Here is a 20,578-nt window from a genome sequence, read left to right as displayed (position 1 = left end):
GATCCTGTTATGCACCCCCGACAGTCATCGGGTGGTGGTGTTTTGGCAGTGCGGCAAGGCCGCGGGGAACCCAAGGGGTTCCAAGTCGCAAGGTGTATCGGGCGCGGCGAACTTCAGCGGCTCGCTCGCGCCTAGGTGCCTGTGTTTCGCTACGCCGACAGGTGCTCGTGGCAGGCCAGCCAGCGGCCGTACTGGTGACGAAACACGATGGTTTCCCGTTCGTTGAGGTGTTGTTCCTCGCCGGCTACGCGCAAATGTGTGGCGACGTCGTGGATGAAGATCGCGACGTCGCCGTGCAGGCTGACGTGGCCGTTGCTGGAGCGGCAGTCGAGCACCGCGAAGCCTTCGGCCTGCCATTGCTGCCACACCGCCTGGTAGGCCGCGCGCGACAGCAGCGGCTGCGCCAGGGTGTGGAACACGAAGGTGGCGTCCTCGCTGAAACAGCCAAAATAGCGCGGCGTATCGTTATGGGCGAAGGCGTCCACCAGCTCGGCAGCCGCCTTCAGCACTTCGGCTTTGCGGCTCATCGACGCACCACGCCCGGCAGCACGCAGAGCATTTCGTAGAGCAGGTTGGCGCCCAGCAGCGAGGTGTTGCCGGTGGTGTCGTAGGGCGGGGAGACCTCGACAAGGTCGCCGCCGATCAGGTTCAGGCCCTGGCAGCCGCGGATGATTTCCAGCGCCTGGATGGTGGTCAGGCCGCCGACTTCCGGAGTGCCGGTGCCGGGCGCCCAGGCCGGGTCGATGCCGTCGATGTCGAAGGACAGGTACACCGGGCCGCCGTCGACCTTGGCGCGCACTTCTTCCATCAGCTGGGCCAGGGATTTGTGCCAGCACTCTTCGGCCTGCACCACACGAAAGCCCTGGTTGCGGCTCCAGTTGAAGTCGTCAGCGGTGTAACCCTGGGCGCGCAGGCCGATCTGCACCACGCGCTGGCTGTCGAGCAGGCCTTCTTCCTGAGCGCGGCGGAAGGTGGTGCCGTGGGCGATCTTCTCGCCGAACATGTGATCGTTCACGTCCGCATGGGCGTCGATGTGCACCAGGCCGACCTTGCCGTATTTCTTGTGCATGGCGCGCAGGATCGGCAGGGTCAGGGTGTGGTCGCCACCGAGGGTCAGCGGGATGATGTCGTGGGCCAGCACGCGGTCATAGTGCTCTTCGATGATGCGCACGGCGTCGAGCAGGTTGAAGGTATTGATCGCCACGTCGCCGATGTCGGCCACGTTCAGCGAGTCGAAGGGGGCAGCGCCGGTAGCCATGTTGTACGGGCGGATCATCACCGACTCGGCGCGGATCTGCCGCGGCCCGAAGCGGGTGCCGGAGCGCAGGGAGGTGCCGATGTCCAGGGGGATGCCGATGAAGGCGGCGTCGAGCTTGTCCAGCTCTTCAGGTGCCTGCACGTGGGGCAGGCGCAGCATGGTGGCGATCCCGCCGAAACGGGGCATTTCGTTGCCGCCCAGGGGCTGGTGGAGGGAGTTGTCCACGGGGGCCTCGCAGTTCTTGTGGTTGTCGTGAGCCCGATTCTGGTCAGGGTTGGCGGCGGGAGGAATCGGGCAGGGCAAATAATCAGTTCAGAAATTCCTAAACTAACGGGCAGGCTTTAGCATGTACCGAGTTCCTCCACCGTCATGGTTCGCCAATGCCTGATCTCAAGCTGCTGCGCCTGTTCATCTGCGTCGTGCGCCACCAGGGTTTCGCTGCGGCGCAGCAGGAGCTGAATCTTTCTACTTCGGCGATCAGCACCTATATGAGCCAGCTCGAAGCGCAGCTCGGCTTCGTGCTCTGCCATCGCGGGCGCGGCGGCTTCAGCCTGACCAGCAAGGGCGAGCTGTTCCATCAGGAGGCACTGCGGCTGCTGGCCGAGCTGGAGGGGTTCGAGCGCTATTCGGCGGCGCTCAAGGGTGAGCTACGCGGCACCCTGAATCTGGGCGTACTGGATTCGACGGTGAGCGATCCGTCCCTGCCGTTGGCCGAGGTGATCGGCGCCTACAGCCAGGAACACCCGGCGGTGCACCTGCACCTGGCAGTGCTCAGTCCGGCGGAGTTGCAACTGGGGGTGTTGGAGAACCGGCTGGACCTGGCCATCGGCGCCTTTTCGGTGCGCACCAACGGGCTGATCTACCAGGCGCTGTACCGCGAGCAGCACTGGCTTTACTGCAGCGATAGGCACCCGCTGTATACCCAGCGGCAGATTCCGGCGGAAGTGATCACCCAGCAGCGTATGGTCGGCCGCGGCTATTGGAGCCAGACCGAGCTGGCGCGCCATGGTTTCAAGCACAGCGCGGCTACGGTGGAGTCGATGGAGGCGCAGCTGATTCTGGTGCTGTCCGGCGCCTATATTGGCTATCTGCCCGAGCATTACGCCCAGCAGTGGGCCGATCAGAAACGTCTGAAAGTGCTGCTGCCCACCACCTTCGGCTACCAGGCGCCCTTCACCCTGGCGCTGCGCCGTGGTCGATCACGGGAACCGCTGATCCAGAGCTTTCGTGATCGGCTCAAGGCGCAGTTGAATCACAGTTAGGTCAACCACTGTAGCCAGATCAGCGTCGGGCCGTGGGAGTGGGCGGGGCTGCCTAGCTCATACTCGCGATTCGGGCGCATGGCGCCCTCCCACAGTTTTGCAGGGTGGGCGCTAGCCCACCAATTGACTAAACGTGCTCAGCGCACCAGGCAGGGCTTCTTGTTATCGAAGGTCCAGCCGCTGATCAGATACTGCATGGCCACCGCATCGTTGCGCGCGCCCAGGCCCATGCCCTTGTAGCACTCGTGGGCCTTGGCCACGGCGTCCATGTCCAGCTCCACGCCCAGGCCGGGCTTTTTCGGCACCTGCACGAGACCGCCTTCGATACGCAGCGGCTCCTTGGTCAGGTGCTGGCCATCCTGCCAGATCCAGTGGGTGTCGATGGCGGTGATCTTGCCCGGCGCGGCCGCTGCCACGTGGGTGAACATGGCCAGGGACACGTCGAAGTGGTTGTTGGAGTGCGAACCCCAGGTCAGGCCCCAGTCGTTGCACATCTGCGCCACGCGCACCGAACCCTGCATGGTCCAGAAGTGCGGATCGGCCAGGGGAATGTCCACCGATTGCAGCTGGATCGCATGGCCCATCTGGCGCCAGTCGGTGGCGATCATGTTGGTGGCGGTCGGCAGGCCGGTGGCGCGGCGGAATTCGGCCATCACCTCACGACCTGAATAGCCGTTCTCGGCGCCGCATGGGTCTTCGGCGTAGGCGAGCACATGGTGCTGGTCACGGCACAGGCGAATGGCTTCGGCCAGGGACCAGGCACCGTTCGGGTCCAGAGTGATGCGCGCCTCCGGGAAGCGCTCGGCCAGGGCGGTGACCGCTTCGATTTCCTCGTCGCCGCGCAGCACGCCGCCCTTGAGTTTGAAGTCCTTGAAGCCGTAACGCTCGTAGGCCGCCTCGGCCAGGCGAACCACACCCTGGGCGTCCAGCGCTTCTTCGTTACGCACGCGGAACCAGGCGTTGTCGGCATCGGCTTCCTGGCGATAGGGCAGGTCGGTTTTCTTGCGGTCGCCGACGTAGAACAGGTAGCCGAGCATTTCCACGGCATCGCGCTGCTGGCCTTCGCCGAGCAGGGCGGCGACCGGCACGTCCAGGTACTGGCCGAGCAGGTCGAGCAGGGCGGATTCGATAGCGGTGACAGCATGGATGGTGATACGCAGGTCGAAGGTCTGCAGGCCGCGGCCGCCGGAGTCCCGGTCAGCGAAGGCCTGACGAACCTGGCCGAGCAGTTTCTGGTACTGGCCGATGGGCTGGCCGACCAGCAGTTGGCGGGCGTCTTCCAGGGTCTGGCGAATGGCTTCGCCGCCCGGCACTTCACCAACGCCGACGTGGCCGGCGTTGTCGCGCAGGATCAGCAGGTTGCGGGTGAAGAAGGGGGCGTGGCCGCCGCTGAGGTTGAGCAGAAAGCTGTCGTGCCCGGCGACTGGGATGACTTCCAGAGCAGTGATGACCGGGGTACCTGCATGGGTGTTGTTATTGTTCATCGCGTGGTTCCTGTGCCGTTGAAGGCGTTGCGGTGGGCCTGGCTGCCTTGGCGGGCAGTGCTGAAAGATAACGTTATCATCATATTCAGATAACGTTATCATTCAAGCGAAAATTTACGGCACGGTGGACGCGCATGTGGTCCTTAAAGGTAGGACGTAGGATGGGGCGGGCCGCGTAGGTGAACCCGTCAGTTGCCGATGGGTTTCACCCATCCTACGATCTCATTCGCGGGCATGGCCCGCTCCCACAGTTCACACGATTCGAGTACGCGGCCCGACCCCTCCTACGGTCAGGGCTAGGCCGTGCTGCCCCGCTCGATGATGGCGAACTGCGTATCGACGCGGGATTCGGTCGGTTGTCCATCGAAGCGGCGCAGCAGGGCTTCAGCGACCTGCTGGCCCATCTCCGAGGCATTGACGCTGACGGTCGACAGCGCCGGGTTGGCGAACTGGCCGTTGAGGGTGTCGCCGAAGCCAAGCACGGCAATGTCGGCGGGAACGTTCAGCCCGCGAGTGGAGGCTTCGGCGAGTACGCCGAGGGCCACGGTGTCGGAGCTGCAGAAGATGAAGTCGGGTCGCTCGCCGGCATCGAGCAGGTTGGCCAGGCCCTTGCGGCCGACTTCCCAGGTGGCGGGCAGCGGTAAGGTCTGTACTGCCACCTTATCCACACCCAGCTCAGCGAGGCGGCCGGTCACCGCGTTGCTGCGACGCAGCGCCCGCGGATCGTCGACGCCGACCAGCGCCCAGCGGCGGTAACCCTTGGCGAAGAAGTGCTCGGCCACGGCGGCGCCGACATGTTCGTGGGAAAAGCCCACCTGCATGTCCAGGCCGTCGTCGCTCAGGTCCCAGGCTTCCACTACCGGGATGCCGGCGGACGACAGGCGCTCGCGGCTGGCCTGGGTATGGAAGGTGCCGGTCAGCACGATGCCGTCCGGGCGGCGGCCAAGGATGGCGGCCAGCAGGGCTTCTTCCTGTTCGGGCACGTAGCCGCTGGGCCCGACCAGGGTGTGGTAGCCGGCTTCGGCGAGGCGATCCATGATCGCCTGCACCACGCTGGCGTAGATCGAGTTGGCGATGGTCGGCAGCACGATGGCCACCAGGCGGCTCTTGCTGGTGGCCAGGGCGCCGGCCATCAGGTTGGGTACGTAGCCCATGGCGCGCACCACTTCCAGCACGTGCTCGCGGGTGGCGTCGCTGACCAGCTCGGGGCGCTGGATGGCCCGCGACACGGTAATCGGCGATACGCCGGCCTTGAGGGCCACGTCCTTGACCGTCACCGGCAGATCGCCGAGGTCGCCGCGGTCTTTGGCCAGTTCTCTGCGCGATTTTCTTGCCACGGGCTGGCCTCGATTAGAGTGCAGTAAAAGAGCCGAAGGTTACGGCAGGCGCGTCGTGCTGTCGCCCGCACGCAGCATATAAAGGCGGAACACCACCACCGTGGTGAACAGCTGGCAGAGGCCGAACAGCATATCCAGCAGCAGGCGCGCGGCTGGCTCGCTGGCGATATCGCCGGCCCAGAAGCTGGCGACCCATGGCGGCACCATCACCAGCATCACGCAGGTGCAAATCGGCCAGAAGTGCCCGTCGGTCAGCTGCAGGCTTGCATGCAGTGCCTGCAACGGCGTGAGGCCGCGCAGCACCAGCAGGTAGTCGGCGAATACCAGCCGCACCATCAGCCACAGCCCGGGCAGGATGAACAGCGACAAGCCGAGCATGATCGCCAGGGTACCGATGCCGGCCAGCAGCACGAAGCGCGGCCACAGGCTCAGGCTCATTGCCACCAGCGCGCCCTTGCCCGGCGCTTCGCCGCGGCTGCGCGCATCGATAAACAGGATCAGCGCGGCGCTGTACAGCGGATAGAAGAACAGGCCGAGCAGCACTTCATAGAGCGGTACCTTGGCGGCGCCGACCAGGTCTTCGAGGTGCAGGCTCAGGAAGGCTTCGAGGAGCAGGAAGGGCAGGCACAGCACAAGGATGTGCAAGAGGTTTTGCCGGAAGAAGAACCAGGCGTCACGCAGGGCGTCGAGGGGATTCATGAATGGTCGCAGCCAGAAAAACAGGCGGCCATGATACGAGCGTGGCCGGCCTGCCACCAGTGATCACGTTCGTCGCCGCCGTGGCGCTGCCTTCGACCTCTAGGGGCCAGGGCTGGCATACTGGCCGCCCGTGCAACCTGCGCGAGCCCTTGTGAGGATGTCCGGTGAAGAAAATTGCCGTGTTCGCCGACGTACAGAATCTCTACTACACCGTGCGCCAGGCCTATGGCTGCCACTTCAACTACACAGCGTTGTGGAACGAGCTGGCGGCGGGCGGCGAGATCGTCGAGGCGTACGCTTATGCCATCGACCGCGGGGATCCCAAGCAGCAGCAGTTCCAGCAGATCCTCCGCAACCTGGGCTTCACCGTGAAGCTCAAACCCTACATCCAGCGTAGCGACGGCTCGGCCAAGGGCGACTGGGACGTGGGCATCACCATCGACGTGATGGACGCCGCGGCGAATGTCGACAGCGTGGTGCTGGCCTCCGGAGACGGTGATTTCGACCTGCTGCTCGAGCGCATTCGCCAGCGTCATGGCGTCGAAGCCGTGGCTTACGGCGTGCCCGGGCTGACCGCGCAGTCGCTGGTGCGCGCAGCCAGCCGTTACGTGCCCATCGAGGGCCATCTGTTGCTCAAACACTGAGGTTCCTGTGAAACCCATCGCTGTCATCGACTTCGAAACCACCGGCATGTCGCCGGCCCAACAGGCGCGCGCCACCGAAATCGGTGTGGTGATCATCGAAGGCGGGCAGATCACCGCCCGCTACCAGAGCCTGATGAACGCCGGCGCCTGGGTGCCGCCCTTCATCGAGCAACTGACCGGCATCAGCAACGCCATGGTGCGCAGCGCGCCACCGGCGGCCGAGGTGATGCACGAGGTCGCCGAGTTCGTCGGTGACATTCCGATGCTGGCGCACAACGCGTCCTTCGACCAGAAATTCTGGGACGCCGAGCTGGGCCTGATCGGCCGTACCCGCGTGCAGCATTTCGCCTGTTCGCTGCTGTTGTCGCGGCGTCTGCTGCCGGGTGCGCCGAGCCACAAGCTCGGCAACCTCAACCGCTGGGCGCGGCTGCCCGATACCGGCAAGGCGCACCGGGCGCTGGCCGATGCGGAAATGGCTGCCAACCTGACCCTGCACCTGTGCAAGGTGCTGCGCGAACAGCACGGGCGCAGCGCTGTCGATCACGACTTCCTGCGTCAGCTGCAGGGCATGTCCGCCGCCAAGGTGCGCGCGCTGCTCGCTGCCGCGTAGCCTGGGTTGAGCGCAGCGATACCCAGGTTTGTCTTTGCCGGGTGTCGCTGCGCTCGAAGGCTACTTCCCTCGGGCAGCAACGGCCGAGCGATAGCCACCCGGACGCGCTAAACTGCGCGCCATTTCCTTAGCTCACCATGTGCCCGCCATGACCTTCGCTTCCCTCGGCCTGATCGAACCCCTGCTGCGCTGTCTCGACGGCCTCGACTACAAGACCCCGACGCCCGTTCAGGCCCAGGCCATCGGCCCGATCATCAAGGGCCGCGATATCATGGCGGCGGCGCAGACCGGCACCGGCAAGACCGCCGCTTTTACCCTGCCGATCCTGCAGCGCCTGATGATGGAAGGCCCGGTGGTGGCCAGCAATTCGGTGCGTGCCCTGGTGCTGGTGCCGACCCGCGAGCTGGCTGAGCAGGTGCAGCAGAGCGTGCAGACCTACTCTCAGTTCCTGCCCCTGCGCAGTTACGCGGTGTACGGCGGGGTCAGCATCAACCCGCAGATGATGAAGCTGCGCAAGGGCCTTGACGTGCTGGTCGCCACGCCGGGCCGTTTGCTCGACCTGTACCGTCAGAACGCGGTGAAGTTTTCCCAGCTGCAGGTGCTGGTGCTCGACGAAGCCGACCGCATGCTCGACCTGGGCTTTGCCCGCGAGCTGGATGACCTCTTCGCTGCCCTGCCGAAGAAGCGCCAGACCCTGCTGTTCTCCGCGACCTTTTCCGACGCCATCCGCGGTTTGGCCAAGGAAATGCTGCGCGACCCGCTGAGCATCGAAGTCAGCCCGCGCAACGCCGCCGCCAAGTCGGTCAAGCAGTGGCTGATTCCGGTGGACAAGAAGCGCAAGGCCGAGCTGTTCCTGCACCTGTATCGCAGCAAGAAATGGTCGCAAGTGCTGGTGTTCGCCAAGACCCGCAAGGGCGTCGACGAGCTCGAGCAGGCGCTGCTGGCCGAAGGCATTCGCGCCGACTCGATCCACGGTGACAAACCGCAGCCGACGCGCCTGCGTGCCCTGCAGCGCTTCAAGGCTGGCGAAGTCGACGTGTTGGTCGCCACCGACGTGGCCGCCCGTGGCCTGGATATCGACGACCTGCCGCTGGTAGTCAACTTTGACCTGCCAATCGTCGCCGAAGACTACGTGCACCGCATCGGCCGCACCGGCCGTGCCGGCGCCACTGGTCAGGCGGTATCGCTGGTCTGCGCCGACGAGGTGCAACTGCTGTCGGCCATCGAAGCGCTTATCCAGCAGATCCTGCCGCGCGTCGACGAACCGGACTTCATCCCCGATCACCGCGTGCCGCAGACGGTCGCTGGTGGCCTGGTGGTGAAAAAGCCCAAGAAACCGAAAAAGCCCAAGGTGGTGGGCGGCGGTAAAGCCGGTGGTCTGGGCCGCTGGATGGAAAGCGACGAGCCGGCCGAGCCGCCGGTCAAGGCTATCCGCAAGGTGCCGAGTTTCGGTGGTAAGCCGAAGGGGAAGCGTTAGCAATGGCGACGGAAGCGGCCGGGCTCAGATTTCCTGGCCGATTTTCCACAGCACGCCGCTGGGGTCGAAGACGATAAATTCGCGAATGCCCCAGGGCTGATCCTCTGGGGCGATGGTGCGTACGCCGAAGCGCTCGGCGATGTTTTCTGCCTGCACATGGCTCCACCAGGCCTGCACGTCATCGACCATCAGGTGCATGACAAAATTCTCCGCCTGCTCCTTCACGTAGAAATTCTGCAGCAGAAAGGCGCAGCGCTCGCCGTGGCTGAAGTAGCTCATCTCGTCCGTCTGCCAGGCCGGCTTGAAGCCCAGGGCGGTGTAGAAGGCCTGGCTGAGCGGGTAGTCCCTGGCTGGAACGAAGGTCTTGAGTTGCAGGCAGGTGAGCATGGATTTTCCTCTTCCCTGGATTATCGGTTTTGCGCCTTGAGCCAGCGCAGCATGCCCTGACCGGCCACACGGCCGCTGGCGAAGCAGGCGGTGAGCAGGTAGCCGCCAGTGGGCGCTTCCCAGTCGAGCATTTCACCGGCGCAGAAAGTGCCGGGCAGTTGCGTCAGCATCAGATTGTCGTCAAGGGCTTCGAACGGCACGCCGCCGGCGCTGCTGATCGCTTCCTCGATCGGGCGCGCCTGGCATAGCGTGATCGGCAGCGCCTTGATGGCGGCAGCCAACCGCTGCGGATCGGTGAAGTGCTCGGCGGGCGTCACCTCGCGCAGCAGCGCGGCCTTCACACCATCCAGGCCCGCCTGGCGATGCAGGTGTTTGGCCATGGAGTTCGAGCCGCGAGGTTTGCTCAAGGCGTTGCCAAGGGCCGCTTCGCTGCGCTGTGGCAGCAGGTCGAGGTAGACGGTACAGCTGCCGTCGCGAGTGATGCGCTGGCGAATGCCGGCGGACAACGCATACACCAGGCTGCCTTCGATACCAGTGGCGGTCAGCACGAATTCGCCGGGGCGCGGCGCTTCATCCGGCAAGCCGAGGGCGACGTTCTTCAGTGGCGCACCGGCGAATTTTTCGCGCAGCAGCGGGCTCCAGGCAGCCACGTCGAACCCGCAGTTGCTCGGTTGTAATGGCGCGACGGGCACGCCAGCCTGCTGCAGATGCGCCACCCAGCTGCCGTCGGAGCCGAGCCGCGGCCAACTGCCGCCGCCCAGGGCCAGCAGCACCGCGTCGACGCAGATCACCTGTTCACCTTCGGGGCCCGCCACACGCAGGCTGCCGGCGGCATTCCAGCCCAGCCAGCGGTGCCGGGTGTGCAACTGCACACCGGCCTCGCGCAGGCGCTTGAGCCAGGCACGCAGCAGCGGCGCGGCCTTCATGTCGGTAGGAAATACGCGGCCCGAGGTGCCAACGAAGGTGTCGATGCCCAGGCCATGGATCCATTCGCGCAGTGCGTCGGCATCGAAGCCTTGCAGCAGGGCGTGGATTTCCCCCTCGCGCTCGCCGTAGCGGCCAACGAAGGCCGGATAGGCTTCGGAGTGGGTGATGTTCATGCCACCGACGCCAGCGAGCAGAAACTTGCGGCCTACCGAGGGCATGGCGTCGTAGAGGTCGACCCGCACGCCAGCGAGCGCCAAGGTTTCGGCGGCCATCAGGCCGGCAGGGCCGCCGCCGATGATGGCGACGGATGGGGATTTCTGGGTCATAAGACTTGGCGAAGTTGAGCAGGCGCGCATTCTAACGCAGGCTTCACCGTCGAGTATGGGCGCCGCTCAGTGCGGCACCCGCGATGCTTACTGCTGCTGACGCAACTGCGGTTCGGCCTGCTGTTGCATGCTGGCTTGTGCGGCCTTGGCCCGCTCAACATATTTTTGGTAAGCGGGGATGGCAATGGCAGAGAGGGTACCGATCATGACCAGTATGGCGAAGACACCGCCCAGGCCCAGCAGCCAGGCACTGCCTTTGCTGCGGCCATACTTGGCATTCCATTTCTGGTCATTGGTGCAGAAGAACACGATGGCCTCAATCAGCGAAATCAGGCTTGGAATACCAGTACCCCAGAACAGCAGATAGAACAGCCCCCACCACTGGCCCAGATAGAAGCGATGGAAGCCGAGACCGCCGAGGAACAGTGCGAGCAGGCCTGCGGTGATCTTGCTTCGAGGGTTGAGGTTCTGGTTGGCATTACAGTTCGAACAGGTCTGCGCGGTGGCGGTAATGGGCGAGCCGCATTGACGGCAGTACACGCTTTCTACTTCGAGGTTGGCGCTGGGCGCCTGGTAGGCATTAGCTTGCATGTAAACATCCTTGTGTGTGAGGCGGCGACTCTAGCAGCGGGCAGAGGAGGCTGCTAGCAGTCAGCCATTATTCTGTGAGCACCTTTTTGTTGTGGGAAGGTCTGCTCGCAGCGGCGCTACCCGAGCCCTCGCTGCTGCCATACCCGCGCGGCGCTATGGTGAAGGATGCCGTGGCGGCGGGCGAGGGCGTGGCGGTCCTTGCTGTAGCCGCCGCCGATCACCCCGACCACGGGAATGTCGCGGCCCAGGCAGTGGTTGAGCACGGCCTCGTCGCGGGCGGCGACGCCAGCGTCGGTGAGTTGCAGGTAGCCCAGGGCGTCATCCTTGTGCACGTCGACGCCAGCGTCGTAGAGCACGATATCCGGCTGGTACAGGGCCAGCAGGTAATTGAGGGTGTCGTCGACCACTTTGAGGTAATCGGCATCGCCCATGCCGCGTGGCAGGGGGATGTCCCAGTCGCTGCTGGCCTTGCGCGCCGGGTAGTTCTGCTCGCAGTGCAGGGACACGGTGACCGCCTCGGGCACGTGCTCGAGCAGGCGTGCGGTGCCATCGCCCTGGTGCACGTCGCAGTCGAAGATCAGCACGCGTCCTGCCTTGCCGCTTTCCAGCAGGTAGCGGGCGATCACCGCCAAGTCGTTGAAGATGCAGAAGCCCGCCGGGTAATCGTAATGGGCATGGTGGGTGCCGCCGGCCAGGTGGCAGGACAGGCCGTGCTGCAGTGCCTGCTCGGTGGCCAGCAGCGAGCCGCCGACGGCCCGCACGGTACGCCGCGCCAGTTCCGGGCTCCAGGGCAGGCCGAGGCGGCGCTGATCTTCATAGCTCAGCTCACCGCTCAGGTAGCGCTCGATATAGGCGGGGCAGTGGCAGAGGGCAAGGATATCGGCTGGGCAGATCTCGGGGCGCAACAGGTCCTCGTCCCGGGTCAGGCCGCTTTCCACCAAGTGGTCGCGCAGCAGGCGGAATTTTTCCATCGGGAAGCGGTGGCCGTTGGGAAACGGCGGGCTGTAGTCATCGTGGTAGATCAGCGGCAGGGGCATACAATGGCGGTCATCGGGTGAACCTGAGGCAGTATGCATGAGAAGCGAAAGGGATGGGGTCGCGCTGCAGACGCCGCGCCTGCTCCTGCGCGCCTGGCGTGACGAGGACCTGGACGAGTTGGCCACGCTGTGCGCGGACCCGGCGGTGATGCGCTATTTTCCGGCGCTCCTGGGCCGCGAGCAGAGCCAGGCGTTGCTCATTCGCCTGCAACAGCACTTCGCGGATCATGGCTTTACCTTCTGGTCACTGTGGCACCGCGAGGATGGCCGCTTCGTCGGCATGACCGGGCTGGCCCATGTCGGATTCGAGACACGCTTCACGCCGGCGGTGGAGATCGGCTGGCGCCTGTCGCCAGCATTCTGGGGCCAGGGCCTGGCCCAGGAAGCGGCACGGGCCGCGCTGGATTTTGCCTTCACGCAGCTGGCGGTGGATCGCGTGGTAGCGTTCACCACACTGAGCAACGCGCCGTCGCAGCGGGTGATGCAGGGACTCGGCATGCAGGCGGCCGGCGAATTCGAACACCCGTCGCTGGCGACTGGGCACCCGCTGCGCCGCCACGTGCTGTACGAAATGCCTCGCAGCGAATGGCCGAAGCAGGACTGAGCCTGTCGTCAGTGACACCACGGCGCGATTCCTGAGCGGCGGCAAAGGCATTACCATTCAGCATCCGCGCAGCCCGCGCGTGTCGCAGCATTGCCCTGGATAGGGCCCGTGGAGATCGCTTATGAGTCAAGTCCTGAATGAGTTGGTGGCACTGCTGAGCCTGGAAGCCATCGAGGAAAACCTGTTCCGCGGCGTCAGCCAGGATCTGGGCTTTCGCCAGCTCTTTGGCGGTCAGGTACTTGGCCAGTGCGTGTCGGCGGCCACCCAGACGGTCGAGGCCGACCGCCATGTGCATTCGCTGCACGGTTACTTCCTGCGCCCAGGCGATGCCACGCTGCCGGTGGTTTACCAGGTCGACCGCGTGCGTGACGGCGGCAGTTTCAGCACGCGCCGGGTAACGGCGGTGCAGAAGGGCAAGGCGATCTTCACCTGCAGTGCCTCGTTCCAGAACCAGGAAGATGGCTTTCACCACCAGGTGCAGATGCCCGACGTGCCGGGTCCCGAAAGCCTGCGCTCGGAGACCGAACTGGCCAGCCTGGTGGCCGACTCGCTGCCACCACGGGTGCGCGAGCGCGTGCTGTTCGACAAGCCCATCGAGATCCGTCCGGTCACCGTGGACAATCCGTTTTCACCCCAGGTCAGCGAGCCGGCCAAGTACGTGTGGTTCCGCGCCGACGGTGAACTGCCGGACACGCCGGCGATTCACAAGTACCTGCTGGGCTACGCCTCGGACTTCAACCTGCTGACCACCTCGATGCTGCCCCACGGCGTGTCGGTGTGGCAGAAGTTCATGCAGGTCGCCAGCCTCGATCATTCCATCTGGTTCCACGGCAACCTGCGCATGGACGACTGGCTGCTCTATGCCATGGACAGCCCATGGGCTGGCAATGCCCGCGGTTTCTCGCGTGGCAGCGTATTCAACCGCCAGGGCCAACTGGTCGCCTCGGTCGCCCAGGAAGGTTTGATCCGCCTGCGTGAAGACTGGCGCTGAGGTGTAGGTGTGATCAACCGCTAGCGAGCAGGTATGCTGCGGCCTCGATTCCACGCTTGCCGGAGGGGCGATGAGCCTGCAGCGCTATACCCATTGGGTGTTTGACATGGACGGCACCCTGACCATTGCCGTGCACGATTTCGCCGCCATCCGCGCGGCGCTGGACATCCCGCCCGAAGACGACATCCTCCATCACCTGGCCGCCTTGCCGCCCGAGGTGTCGAAGGCCAAGCACGCCTGGTTGCTGGAGCACGAGCGCGAGCTGGCCGTGGCCTCACGCCCGGCGGCTGGTGCCGTGGCGCTGGTGCGTGGCCTGCATGCCCGCGGTCTGCGCCTGGGCATTCTCACTCGTAACGCCCGTGAGCTGGCACTGCTGACCTTGCAGGCCATCGGCGTGGACGACTGCTTCGCGCCGGCCGACATCCTCGGCCGGGACGAGGCGCCGCCCAAGCCCGACCCCGGCGGCCTGCTGCACCTGGCCGACCGCTGGCAGGTCGCCCCCCAGGACATGGTGATGGTCGGCGATCACCGCCACGACCTGGCCAGCGGCCGCGCCGCCGGCACTGCTACGGTGCTGGTCAACCTGCCGAGCAATCCCTGGCCGGAGCTGACCGATCACTTCGTCGCCGATTGCGCGGCGCTTCAGCGTCTGGCGCTGGGCGCCGCAGCAGCAGGCTGACAGCAGCTGCTGCCTGCCTGCAGGTCTTCGAGGATCGGGCAGTCGGGGCGATTGTCGCCCTGGCAGTGATCGACCAGGGTTTGCAGGGTGTCACGCAGCGCTTCGAGTTCGGCGATCTTGCCGTTGAGTGCCTCGATATGCTCCACCGCCAGGGCCTTCACATCGGCGCTGGCGCGCTCGCGGTCGTGCCACAGGGCTAGCAGCCGGCCGGACTCGGCAAGCGAGAAACCCAGATCGCGGGCGCGGCGGATGAAGCGCAGGCGCTGCAGGTCGTCGTCGCCGTACTGGCGATAGCCGCTCTCTGTGCGCCCGGCACTGGGCAGCAGGCCGATGGCTTCGTAGTAGCGGATCATCTTGGCGCTGAGTCCGGTGTGCTTGGCCGCCTGACCGATATTCATCGCGTTACTCCTCGAAATGCGGGCGCCAGGTTTTCAAGAGCAGGGCATTGCTCACCACGCTGACGCTCGACAGCGCCATGGCCGCGCCGGCGAGCATCGGGTCGAGCAGCCCGAAAGCCGCCAGGGGAATACCCACCAGGTTGTAGATGAATGCCCAGAACAGATTCTGGCGGATCTTGGCATAGGTGCGCCTGGCGATATCCAAGGCCGCGGGCACCAGGCGCGGGTCGCCGCGCATCAGGGTGATGCCGGCCGCCTGCATGGCTACGTCGGTACCGCCACCCATGGCGATGCCGACATGCGCCGCTGCTAGCGCCGGGGCGTCATTGATGCCGTCGCCGACCATGGCCACCACGCCATTGGCCTTCAGCTCGCGGACGATACGCGCCTTGTCCGCTGGTAGCACCTGAGCATGCACCGACTCGATACCCAGCTGGCGGGCAACCGCCCCGGCGCTGCCCGGGTTGTCGCCGCTGATCAGGTGGCTGTCGATATGCCGGACCTTGAGAGAGGCGATAGCGTCCTGGGCACCGTCCTTGAGGGTATCGCCGAAGGCGAACAAGGCCCGCACCCGTGGAGCGTCGCCTTGTTCGATCAGCCATGAGAGCGTGCGTCCTTCTGCCTCCCAACGCCGTGCGGATTCTGCCAGTTCAGTTGGCTCGGCGGCGCCACTTTCCTCCAGTAGACGGCGGTTACCGAGCAGCAGCTTGCGACCTTCCACTTCTCCAGCAATGCCGCGGCCGGCCAGAGCCTGGCTGTTGCCGAGCGTGGTCAGTGCCAGGCCAGCCTCCTGGCAACTCAGCAGTACGGCCTTGGCCAGTGGGTGTTCACTGCCTTGTTGCAGCGTGCCGGCCAGGCGCAGCGCTTGTTGGTCATCGATCCCGACGGCTTGCAGGTGCGCGATCCGCGGTGTGCCGGAGGTCAGGGTGCCGGTCTTGTCGAAGGCCACCACGGTCACGCCATGGGCAACTTCCAGGGTTTCGGCGTCCTTGATCAGAATGCCGTGGCGGGCGGCCACACCGGTGCCTGCCATGATCGCCGTGGGCGTCGCCAGGCCCAGGGCGCAAGGGCAGGCGATCACCAGTACGGCGACGGCGTTAAGCAGCGCCTGCTCGATACCTGCCCCGATGGCCAGCCAGGTGATCAGGGTGAGCAGGGCGATCAGCAGGACCACCGGCACGAATACCCGGCTGACCCGATCCACCAGTTTCTGGATCGGCGCCTTGGCGGCCTGGGCGTCTTCGACCAGGCGGATGATGCGCGCCAGCACGGTTTCCGCACCGAGGGCGGTGGTCTCGATCAGCAGGCGGCCTTCGCCATTGATCGCACCGGCGGTCACCTGATCGCCCGGCGCCTTGGCTTGAGGCAGGCTTTCGCCGCTGATCAGTGCCTCGTCGGCGTGGCTGTGGCCTTCCAACACCTTGCCGTCGACTGCGAAGCGCTCGCCGGGCCGGACTACGATCTGGTCGCCGATGCTCAGCGTACTGACCGCGATCCGCTGTTCGACACCGCCTTGCAGGCGCGTCGCCTCGTCCGGGCGCAGCGCCTGCAGGGCGCGAATGGCACCCGTGGTCTGGCGCTTGGCGCGGCTCTCCAGGTATTTGCCGAGCAGGATCAGGGCGATGATCACTGCCGAGGCTTCGAAGTACAGGTGCGGCATCTGCCCGGGCGGGGTGATCGTCCATTGATAGAGGCTCAGGCCATACCCGGCACTGGTGCCGAGGGCGACCAGCTGATCCATATTGCCGGCGCCGCTGCGCAACGCGTGCCAGGCGGCGCGATAAAACCGGGCTCCGAGGATGAACTGCACTGGCGTGGCCAGCAGGAACTGCGCCCAGGCCGGCAGCATCAGGTGCACGCCAAGGGGCGTGAGGAGCATGGGTAGCACCAGCGGCGCGGCCAGCAGCAGGGCCAGTGCCAGCCGCCAGCGTTCCTTGCGTAACTGGCGCTCGGCGCTGTCGTCTTTGTCGGTGTTCATTTCCTGCGTACTGGCCGAATAGCCCGCGGCATCCACTGCCTTCAGCAACGCCTGGGTATCGGTGCCCGGCAGCACTTGCAGTCGCGCGCGTTCGGTAGCCAGGTTGACGCTCGCCGAGAGCACGCCGGGCTGCCTGCTCAGTGCCCGCTCGACGCGCCCTACGCAGCTGGCGCAGGTCATGCCGGTGATGGCCAGATCCAGTGTCTGTCCTGGTACTTCGTAGCCAGCCTTTTCCACCGCAGCCACCAGCGCCGGCAGTTGCTCTGCCGGTGCTTGTACCCGTGCCCGCTCGCTGGCCAGGTTGACGCTGGCGTCGCTGACCTGGGCCACGCCGCGCAGGGCGCGCTCGACCCGGCCGGCGCAGCTGGCGCAGGTCATGCCGCGAATCGGCAGATCGAAGCTGGACATGGTGGCCTCCGTGATGCCTGACAGATGCCTACAGGATCAACCTTGCCATATGGGCAAGGTCAAGCCCTGCTGCAACTGTCTTAGAACCTGTTCAAAGCCTGCTGCGCGTCGGCACTGCGGCGTTAAAAACAGGCTGGAATGCCAGCCCAGTCGGACTGCTCATTTACAGCTCGTAAAGTCGAGCGCGACTCCGAATGGTCCTCGCCTGTTTTTGCGGGGCCGCCTAGGCCTTGCATTGCTCTAGCTCGCGAGACTTTGAGCAGGCTCTTGGATCACTGGCTGGAGGGCGCAGGCGTCAAGTAGGGGCCGGAAGTATTGAGGGCGATGCGGTAGCGGCGGATTTCGCCGGCCTGCAGAACCAGGCGCTGGCTGTCCAGAGGCGTGATGCCGGCCTGGCAGCTTTCCGTGCCGATCATGGCCAGGCGCACGGAGACATCGCCGGGCGGCAGGTTGAACGATACCGACTGGCCCTGGAACAGGCGGGCGGCGAGCTGATCCTGCAGGTACACGCCGAATTCGCAGGGCGAGGCGACCTCCAGGCGTTCGCGGGAAATGATCAGCACGGCGTAGCCGTCGCCCATGGTGGTGTGCGACGGCAGTACCTGGGCGAGTGCCTGCAGGGGTAGGGCGAGAAATAGTGAGAACAGAAGGTGGCGCATGGTCAGACCATAGGATGGTTGAGTGATCTGAGCTTGGCTGAGGTTGGCGGGTTCAACAAGCCGCGTGTTGACCTTGCCACGAGGGCAAGCTCGATACTCGCCGGCACCCCCAATCAGCGCCTACGGGCTGAGGAGAAGACGATGCAGATATTCAAGGTTGAAGGCATGACGTGCGCGCACTGCGAGCGGGCGATCACCGGCGCCGTCCAGGCAGTCGATGGTGCGGCGCAGGTGCAGGTGGACCTGGCTGCCGGCGAGGTGCGCGTGCATACCACGCACCCGGTCGATCAGGTACTCGAGGCAATCATTAACGAAGGCTACAAGGCCGAAGCGGTACCAGCGGCTAAGACCAGTCACTGATCAGGCCGCGGAACAGCCCGTCGAACATCACCGGGCCGTCCTGCACCGGATCGAACAGCTTGTCGTCGCGCAGCCAGTCGCTGAGCATGCCGACGATCAGCGCGTGCAGGGTACGGGCTGCCAGCCGCGGCGTCATGCCAGGGCGCAGCCTCCTCATGGTGGCGGGCTGCGCGAAGATGCCTTCACACAGGGCGATGAACTGATTGACGAAGGCATCGTGCCGCTCTTCGGCTTCGCGCAGTTCTTCGGTGAATTCGCAGCGATGCAGCAGGATGGTGAAGATGCGCCGCTTCTGCTCATCTTTAGCGATGCCGGCGATACCTTCGACGCATAGCGCATGCAGGGATTGCAGGCCATTGGCCTGGTCTTCCTGCAGGCGGCCGGCCAGTTGTTCAGGTGGCAGGCGGACCTGACTGAGCATGTCGTGGAACAGGTGGGCCTTGTTCTGGAAATGCCAGTACACCGCGCCGCGGGTGACACCGGCGTGCTTGGCGATGTGTTCGAGGCTGGTATGAGCGACGCCTTTCTCCAGAAACAGCACTTCGGCGGAGGCCAGGATGGAGGTGCGGGTCTGCTCGGCTTGCTCTTTGGTTCGGCGCATACGACAGGGATCAATCGGTTCAGGAAGCTGCGAGTGTAATTATTTTTTGCAGCCGATGTTTGTTTTACAGACGAACTTGTATGTAATTGCGCACGTCTCACCTGCTTTCGACGCGCGCCGCGTTCGCTTTCCATTCATCCCGAGGTGGGACACCTGTCGAGTACCTTGCCAATGCCGCTTCGCCTGTTACTGATTCTTGGCGCGCTCAGCGCCTTCGGCCCACTGGCCATCGATTTCTACCTGCCCAGCTTCCCCGCGCTGGCGCAAGCGTTTGCCACTGACACCGAACATGTACAGCTCTCGCTAGCCTCCTATTTCGCCGGCCTTGCCATCGGGCAATTGGTCTACGGGCCGCTGGCCGACCGTTTTGGCCGGCGCACGCCGCTTCTGGTCGGCGTGTCGCTGTTCACCCTGGCGTCACTGGCCTGCGCCCTGGCACCGAGCCTTGAATGGCTGATCGCTGCACGTTTCGTCCAGGCCCTGGGCGGTTGCGCGGGGATGGTGATTTCCCGCGCGGTGGTGCGCGACCTGTGCGACCCGATCAGCTCCGCCAAGGTGTTCTCGCAACTGATGCTGGTGATGGGCCTGGCGCCGATCCTTGCGCCGGTAGCCGGTGGGCTGTTACTGAACCTGTTCGGCTGGCCGTCGATCTTCATCTGCCTGACATTGTTCAGCGCCGCCTGCCTGTTCGCCCTCGGCCGCTGGCTACCGGAAACCCTCAGCCCGAGCATTCAGCCGCCGCCGTTGAGCGGCGCTCTGCGCGAGTACCGGCGGCTGTTCGGCGACCTGCCCTTTATCGGTCATGCACTGACCGGCGGCCTGGCGATTGCCGGCATGTTCGCTTACATCGCCGGCTCGCCTTTCGTGTTCATCCAGCTTTATGGCGTACCGGCCGAGCATTACGGCTGGCTGTTCGGCACCAACGCCGCAGGTTTCATTCTCGCCGCCCAGGTGAATGCCTGGCTGGTGGCGCGGCACGGGCCTGCCTACTGGGCGCGGCGGATCGTCTGGTTCTACCTGGCCTGCGGCGCCACTTTGCTGGTGCTGGCGTGGATCGGGCCAAAGGCGCTGTGGCCATTGATGGTCCCGCTGTTCGGCTGCATCGCTTCGCTGGGCATTCTGCTGCCCAATACCTCGGCCTGCGCGATGGCCGGGCAAGGCCGTCACGCTGGCAGCGCATCCGCGCTGATGGGCAGTTTGCAGTTCACCATCGCGGCGAGCGCGGCCTCGTTGGTTGGCGCACTGCATGACGGCAGCGCAGTGCCTATGGCCCTGGTCATCTCGGGGTGCGGCGTGCTGGCGGTCAGTGCTTCGCTGTTCACCCGTTGGGCGGAGCGAAGCGCCGGCCACCCGAACGGCTGAGGCCCGGCACGTCAGGCGCTGTTCGGCCGGAAGCGGGTGCGGCGCCTGCACCCGCGCCTGCAAGGTCGCCACGAACTGGCGCGCTTCTTCTTCGCTACGAAAACTGATCTGATGTTTGCCCAGGCGCATCTGCCAGCAGGCGCCAAGCGGGCCTTGCATCGTGCAAATCTGGATGCCCCTCCCAGTGGGCGTGGGAGCAGTCTAGCCAGTGTTCCTGTGGTTGCCATGTCGCCGCTCAATTAGGCGACGGGTTGCCGCCAATGAGATTCCTGAGAAAACACCAGGCAAAAAAAGACCCGGCAAAGTGCCGGGTCAATAACCGTGATTAGCCTGATGAGGAGATAACCTGAAGAGTCCGACCTAAGGTCTCTTTAGCTTATCTGCCGATCTCGCGATCAGCTGATGTAAATAATAGCAATTCTCATTACATAGTCAATCGCTGATTGGAAATTATTTTCGGCGATCACCGCCATAGCGTTTCCGGCGCTCCAAAAGACAG

General features: G+C 65.0%; 22 protein-coding genes. 9 read left to right on the top strand and 13 right to left on the bottom strand.

All coding sequences use genetic code 11. The features are described from left to right. Nucleotides 1-149: 149 nt before the first annotated feature. Together PVA39_RS16800 and speB are read right to left on the bottom strand one after the other, a co-directional pair. Complete coding sequence (locus PVA39_RS16800) at nt 150-527, bottom strand: YybH family protein (protein WP_274125036.1); 378 nt, start codon at nt 525-527, stop codon at nt 150-152. Next, a complete protein-coding gene (speB, locus tag PVA39_RS16795; protein ID WP_274125035.1) occupies nt 524-1,483 on the bottom strand; it encodes an agmatinase in 960 nt (319 codons plus the stop codon). Before speB ends, PVA39_RS16800 begins: the two co-directional genes overlap by 4 nt. Before the next feature lie 155 nt (nt 1,484-1,638). On the opposite strand from speB, the gene PVA39_RS16790 reads away from it, so the two are divergent. Further along, nucleotides 1,639-2,520 carry a LysR family transcriptional regulator gene (locus PVA39_RS16790; protein WP_274125033.1) on the top strand — a complete coding sequence of 294 codons (882 nt, stop codon included), beginning with the start codon at nt 1,639-1,641 and terminating at the stop codon, nt 2,518-2,520. Nucleotides 2,521-2,657: 137 nt separating this feature from the next. On the opposite strand, the gene gudD is transcribed toward PVA39_RS16790, so the two are convergent. The 3 genes from gudD to PVA39_RS16775 all read right to left on the bottom strand — a co-directional run bounded on the left by gudD (nt 2,658) and on the right by PVA39_RS16775 (nt 6,040). Next, complete coding sequence (gene gudD, locus PVA39_RS16785; protein WP_274125032.1) at nt 2,658-4,004, bottom strand: glucarate dehydratase; 1,347 nt, start codon at nt 4,002-4,004, stop codon at nt 2,658-2,660. A 296-nt stretch (nt 4,005-4,300) separates the two neighbouring features. After that, nucleotides 4,301-5,341, bottom strand: a complete 1,041-nt coding sequence (locus PVA39_RS16780; RefSeq protein ID WP_274125031.1) for a LacI family DNA-binding transcriptional regulator — start codon at nt 5,339-5,341, stop codon at nt 4,301-4,303. A 39-nt stretch (nt 5,342-5,380) separates the two neighbouring features. After that, entirely contained in the window at nt 5,381-6,040 is a 660-nt protein-coding gene (locus PVA39_RS16775) for a YciC family protein (protein ID WP_147176828.1), read from the bottom strand. A 164-nt stretch (nt 6,041-6,204) separates the two neighbouring features. On the opposite strand from PVA39_RS16775, the gene PVA39_RS16770 reads away from it, so the two are divergent. The 3 genes from PVA39_RS16770 to PVA39_RS16760 all read left to right on the top strand — a co-directional run bounded on the left by PVA39_RS16770 (nt 6,205) and on the right by PVA39_RS16760 (nt 8,771). Next, entirely contained in the window at nt 6,205-6,684 is a 480-nt protein-coding gene (locus PVA39_RS16770) for an NYN domain-containing protein (RefSeq protein WP_075931845.1), read from the top strand. A 7-nt stretch (nt 6,685-6,691) separates the two neighbouring features. Then, a complete protein-coding gene (locus tag PVA39_RS16765; RefSeq protein ID WP_192294495.1) occupies nt 6,692-7,294 on the top strand; it encodes a 3'-5' exonuclease in 603 nt (200 codons plus the stop codon). Between the two features lie 148 nt (nt 7,295-7,442). Further along, the gene (locus PVA39_RS16760) at nt 7,443-8,771 is read left to right on the top strand and encodes a DEAD/DEAH box helicase (RefSeq protein ID WP_274125028.1); all 1,329 of its coding nucleotides are present in this window, start codon (nt 7,443-7,445) and stop codon (nt 8,769-8,771) included. A 24-nt stretch (nt 8,772-8,795) separates the two neighbouring features. Here the strand turns inward: PVA39_RS16760 and PVA39_RS16755 are convergent, their stop codons facing one another. From PVA39_RS16755 to PVA39_RS16740, 4 genes are all read right to left on the bottom strand, one after another. Further along, entirely contained in the window at nt 8,796-9,158 is a 363-nt protein-coding gene (locus PVA39_RS16755) for a VOC family protein (RefSeq protein ID WP_274125027.1), read from the bottom strand. A gap of 20 nt (nt 9,159-9,178) precedes the next feature. Then, the gene (locus tag PVA39_RS16750) at nt 9,179-10,411 is read right to left on the bottom strand and encodes a TIGR03862 family flavoprotein (protein WP_274125026.1); all 1,233 of its coding nucleotides are present in this window, start codon (nt 10,409-10,411) and stop codon (nt 9,179-9,181) included. Between the two features lie 87 nt (nt 10,412-10,498). Beyond that, nucleotides 10,499-11,002 (bottom strand): TM2 domain-containing protein, encoded by a 504-nt coding sequence (locus PVA39_RS16745; protein ID WP_274125025.1) that lies wholly within the window; start codon nt 11,000-11,002, stop codon nt 10,499-10,501. Between the two features lie 116 nt (nt 11,003-11,118). Further along, entirely contained in the window at nt 11,119-12,039 is a 921-nt protein-coding gene (locus PVA39_RS16740; protein WP_274125024.1) for a histone deacetylase family protein, read from the bottom strand. 37 nt (nt 12,040-12,076) lie between these two features. On the opposite strand from PVA39_RS16740, the gene PVA39_RS16735 reads away from it, so the two are divergent. The 3 genes from PVA39_RS16735 (at nt 12,077) to PVA39_RS16725 (ending at nt 14,313) form a co-directional block, all read left to right on the top strand. Further along, nucleotides 12,077-12,643: a GNAT family N-acetyltransferase gene (locus PVA39_RS16735; protein ID WP_274125022.1), complete on the top strand. Its 567-nt coding sequence runs from the start codon at nt 12,077-12,079 to the stop codon at nt 12,641-12,643. A 121-nt stretch (nt 12,644-12,764) separates the two neighbouring features. Continuing rightward, the gene (gene tesB, locus PVA39_RS16730; RefSeq protein ID WP_274125021.1) at nt 12,765-13,634 is read left to right on the top strand and encodes an acyl-CoA thioesterase II; all 870 of its coding nucleotides are present in this window, start codon (nt 12,765-12,767) and stop codon (nt 13,632-13,634) included. A gap of 70 nt (nt 13,635-13,704) precedes the next feature. Further along, on the top strand, nt 13,705-14,313 hold the full coding sequence (locus PVA39_RS16725; protein WP_274125020.1) for an HAD family hydrolase: 609 nt from the start codon (nt 13,705-13,707) through the stop codon (nt 14,311-14,313). Here PVA39_RS16725 and cueR read toward each other — a convergent pair. The 3 genes from cueR to PVA39_RS16710 all read right to left on the bottom strand — a co-directional run bounded on the left by cueR (nt 14,277) and on the right by PVA39_RS16710 (nt 17,756). Further along, nucleotides 14,277-14,711, bottom strand: coding sequence for a Cu(I)-responsive transcriptional regulator (cueR, locus tag PVA39_RS16720; protein ID WP_274125019.1), 435 nt, complete (start codon nt 14,709-14,711; stop codon nt 14,277-14,279). The two genes, PVA39_RS16725 and cueR, sit on opposite strands and share 37 nt — an antisense overlap. Nucleotides 14,712-14,715: 4 nt before the next feature. Continuing rightward, nucleotides 14,716-17,097, bottom strand: a complete 2,382-nt coding sequence (locus tag PVA39_RS16715; protein WP_274125018.1) for a heavy metal translocating P-type ATPase — start codon at nt 17,095-17,097, stop codon at nt 14,716-14,718. Between the two features lie 272 nt (nt 17,098-17,369). After that, nucleotides 17,370-17,756: a hypothetical protein gene (locus PVA39_RS16710; RefSeq protein WP_274125017.1), complete on the bottom strand. Its 387-nt coding sequence runs from the start codon at nt 17,754-17,756 to the stop codon at nt 17,370-17,372. 141 nt (nt 17,757-17,897) lie between these two features. On the opposite strand from PVA39_RS16710, the gene PVA39_RS16705 reads away from it, so the two are divergent. After that, a complete protein-coding gene (locus tag PVA39_RS16705; protein ID WP_093505151.1) occupies nt 17,898-18,116 on the top strand; it encodes a heavy-metal-associated domain-containing protein in 219 nt (72 codons plus the stop codon). Here the strand turns inward: PVA39_RS16705 and PVA39_RS16700 are convergent. Beyond that, nucleotides 18,100-18,717 (bottom strand): TetR family transcriptional regulator, encoded by a 618-nt coding sequence (locus PVA39_RS16700; RefSeq protein WP_274125016.1) that lies wholly within the window; start codon nt 18,715-18,717, stop codon nt 18,100-18,102. The two genes, PVA39_RS16705 and PVA39_RS16700, sit on opposite strands and share 17 nt — an antisense overlap. Nucleotides 18,718-18,888: 171 nt before the next feature. Between PVA39_RS16700 and PVA39_RS16695 the strand changes: the two genes are divergently transcribed. Continuing rightward, nucleotides 18,889-20,079: a multidrug effflux MFS transporter gene (locus PVA39_RS16695; RefSeq protein ID WP_147176817.1), complete on the top strand. Its 1,191-nt coding sequence runs from the start codon at nt 18,889-18,891 to the stop codon at nt 20,077-20,079. The last annotated feature ends 499 nt before the right edge of the window (nt 20,080-20,578 follow it).

This window comes from Pseudomonas sp. CNPSo 3701 (genome assembly GCF_028674975.1).
In the GTDB taxonomy this organism is placed as follows: domain Bacteria; phylum Pseudomonadota; class Gammaproteobacteria; order Pseudomonadales; family Pseudomonadaceae; genus Aquipseudomonas; species Aquipseudomonas straminea.
This window is presented reverse-complemented; position numbering and strand designations above follow the sequence as displayed.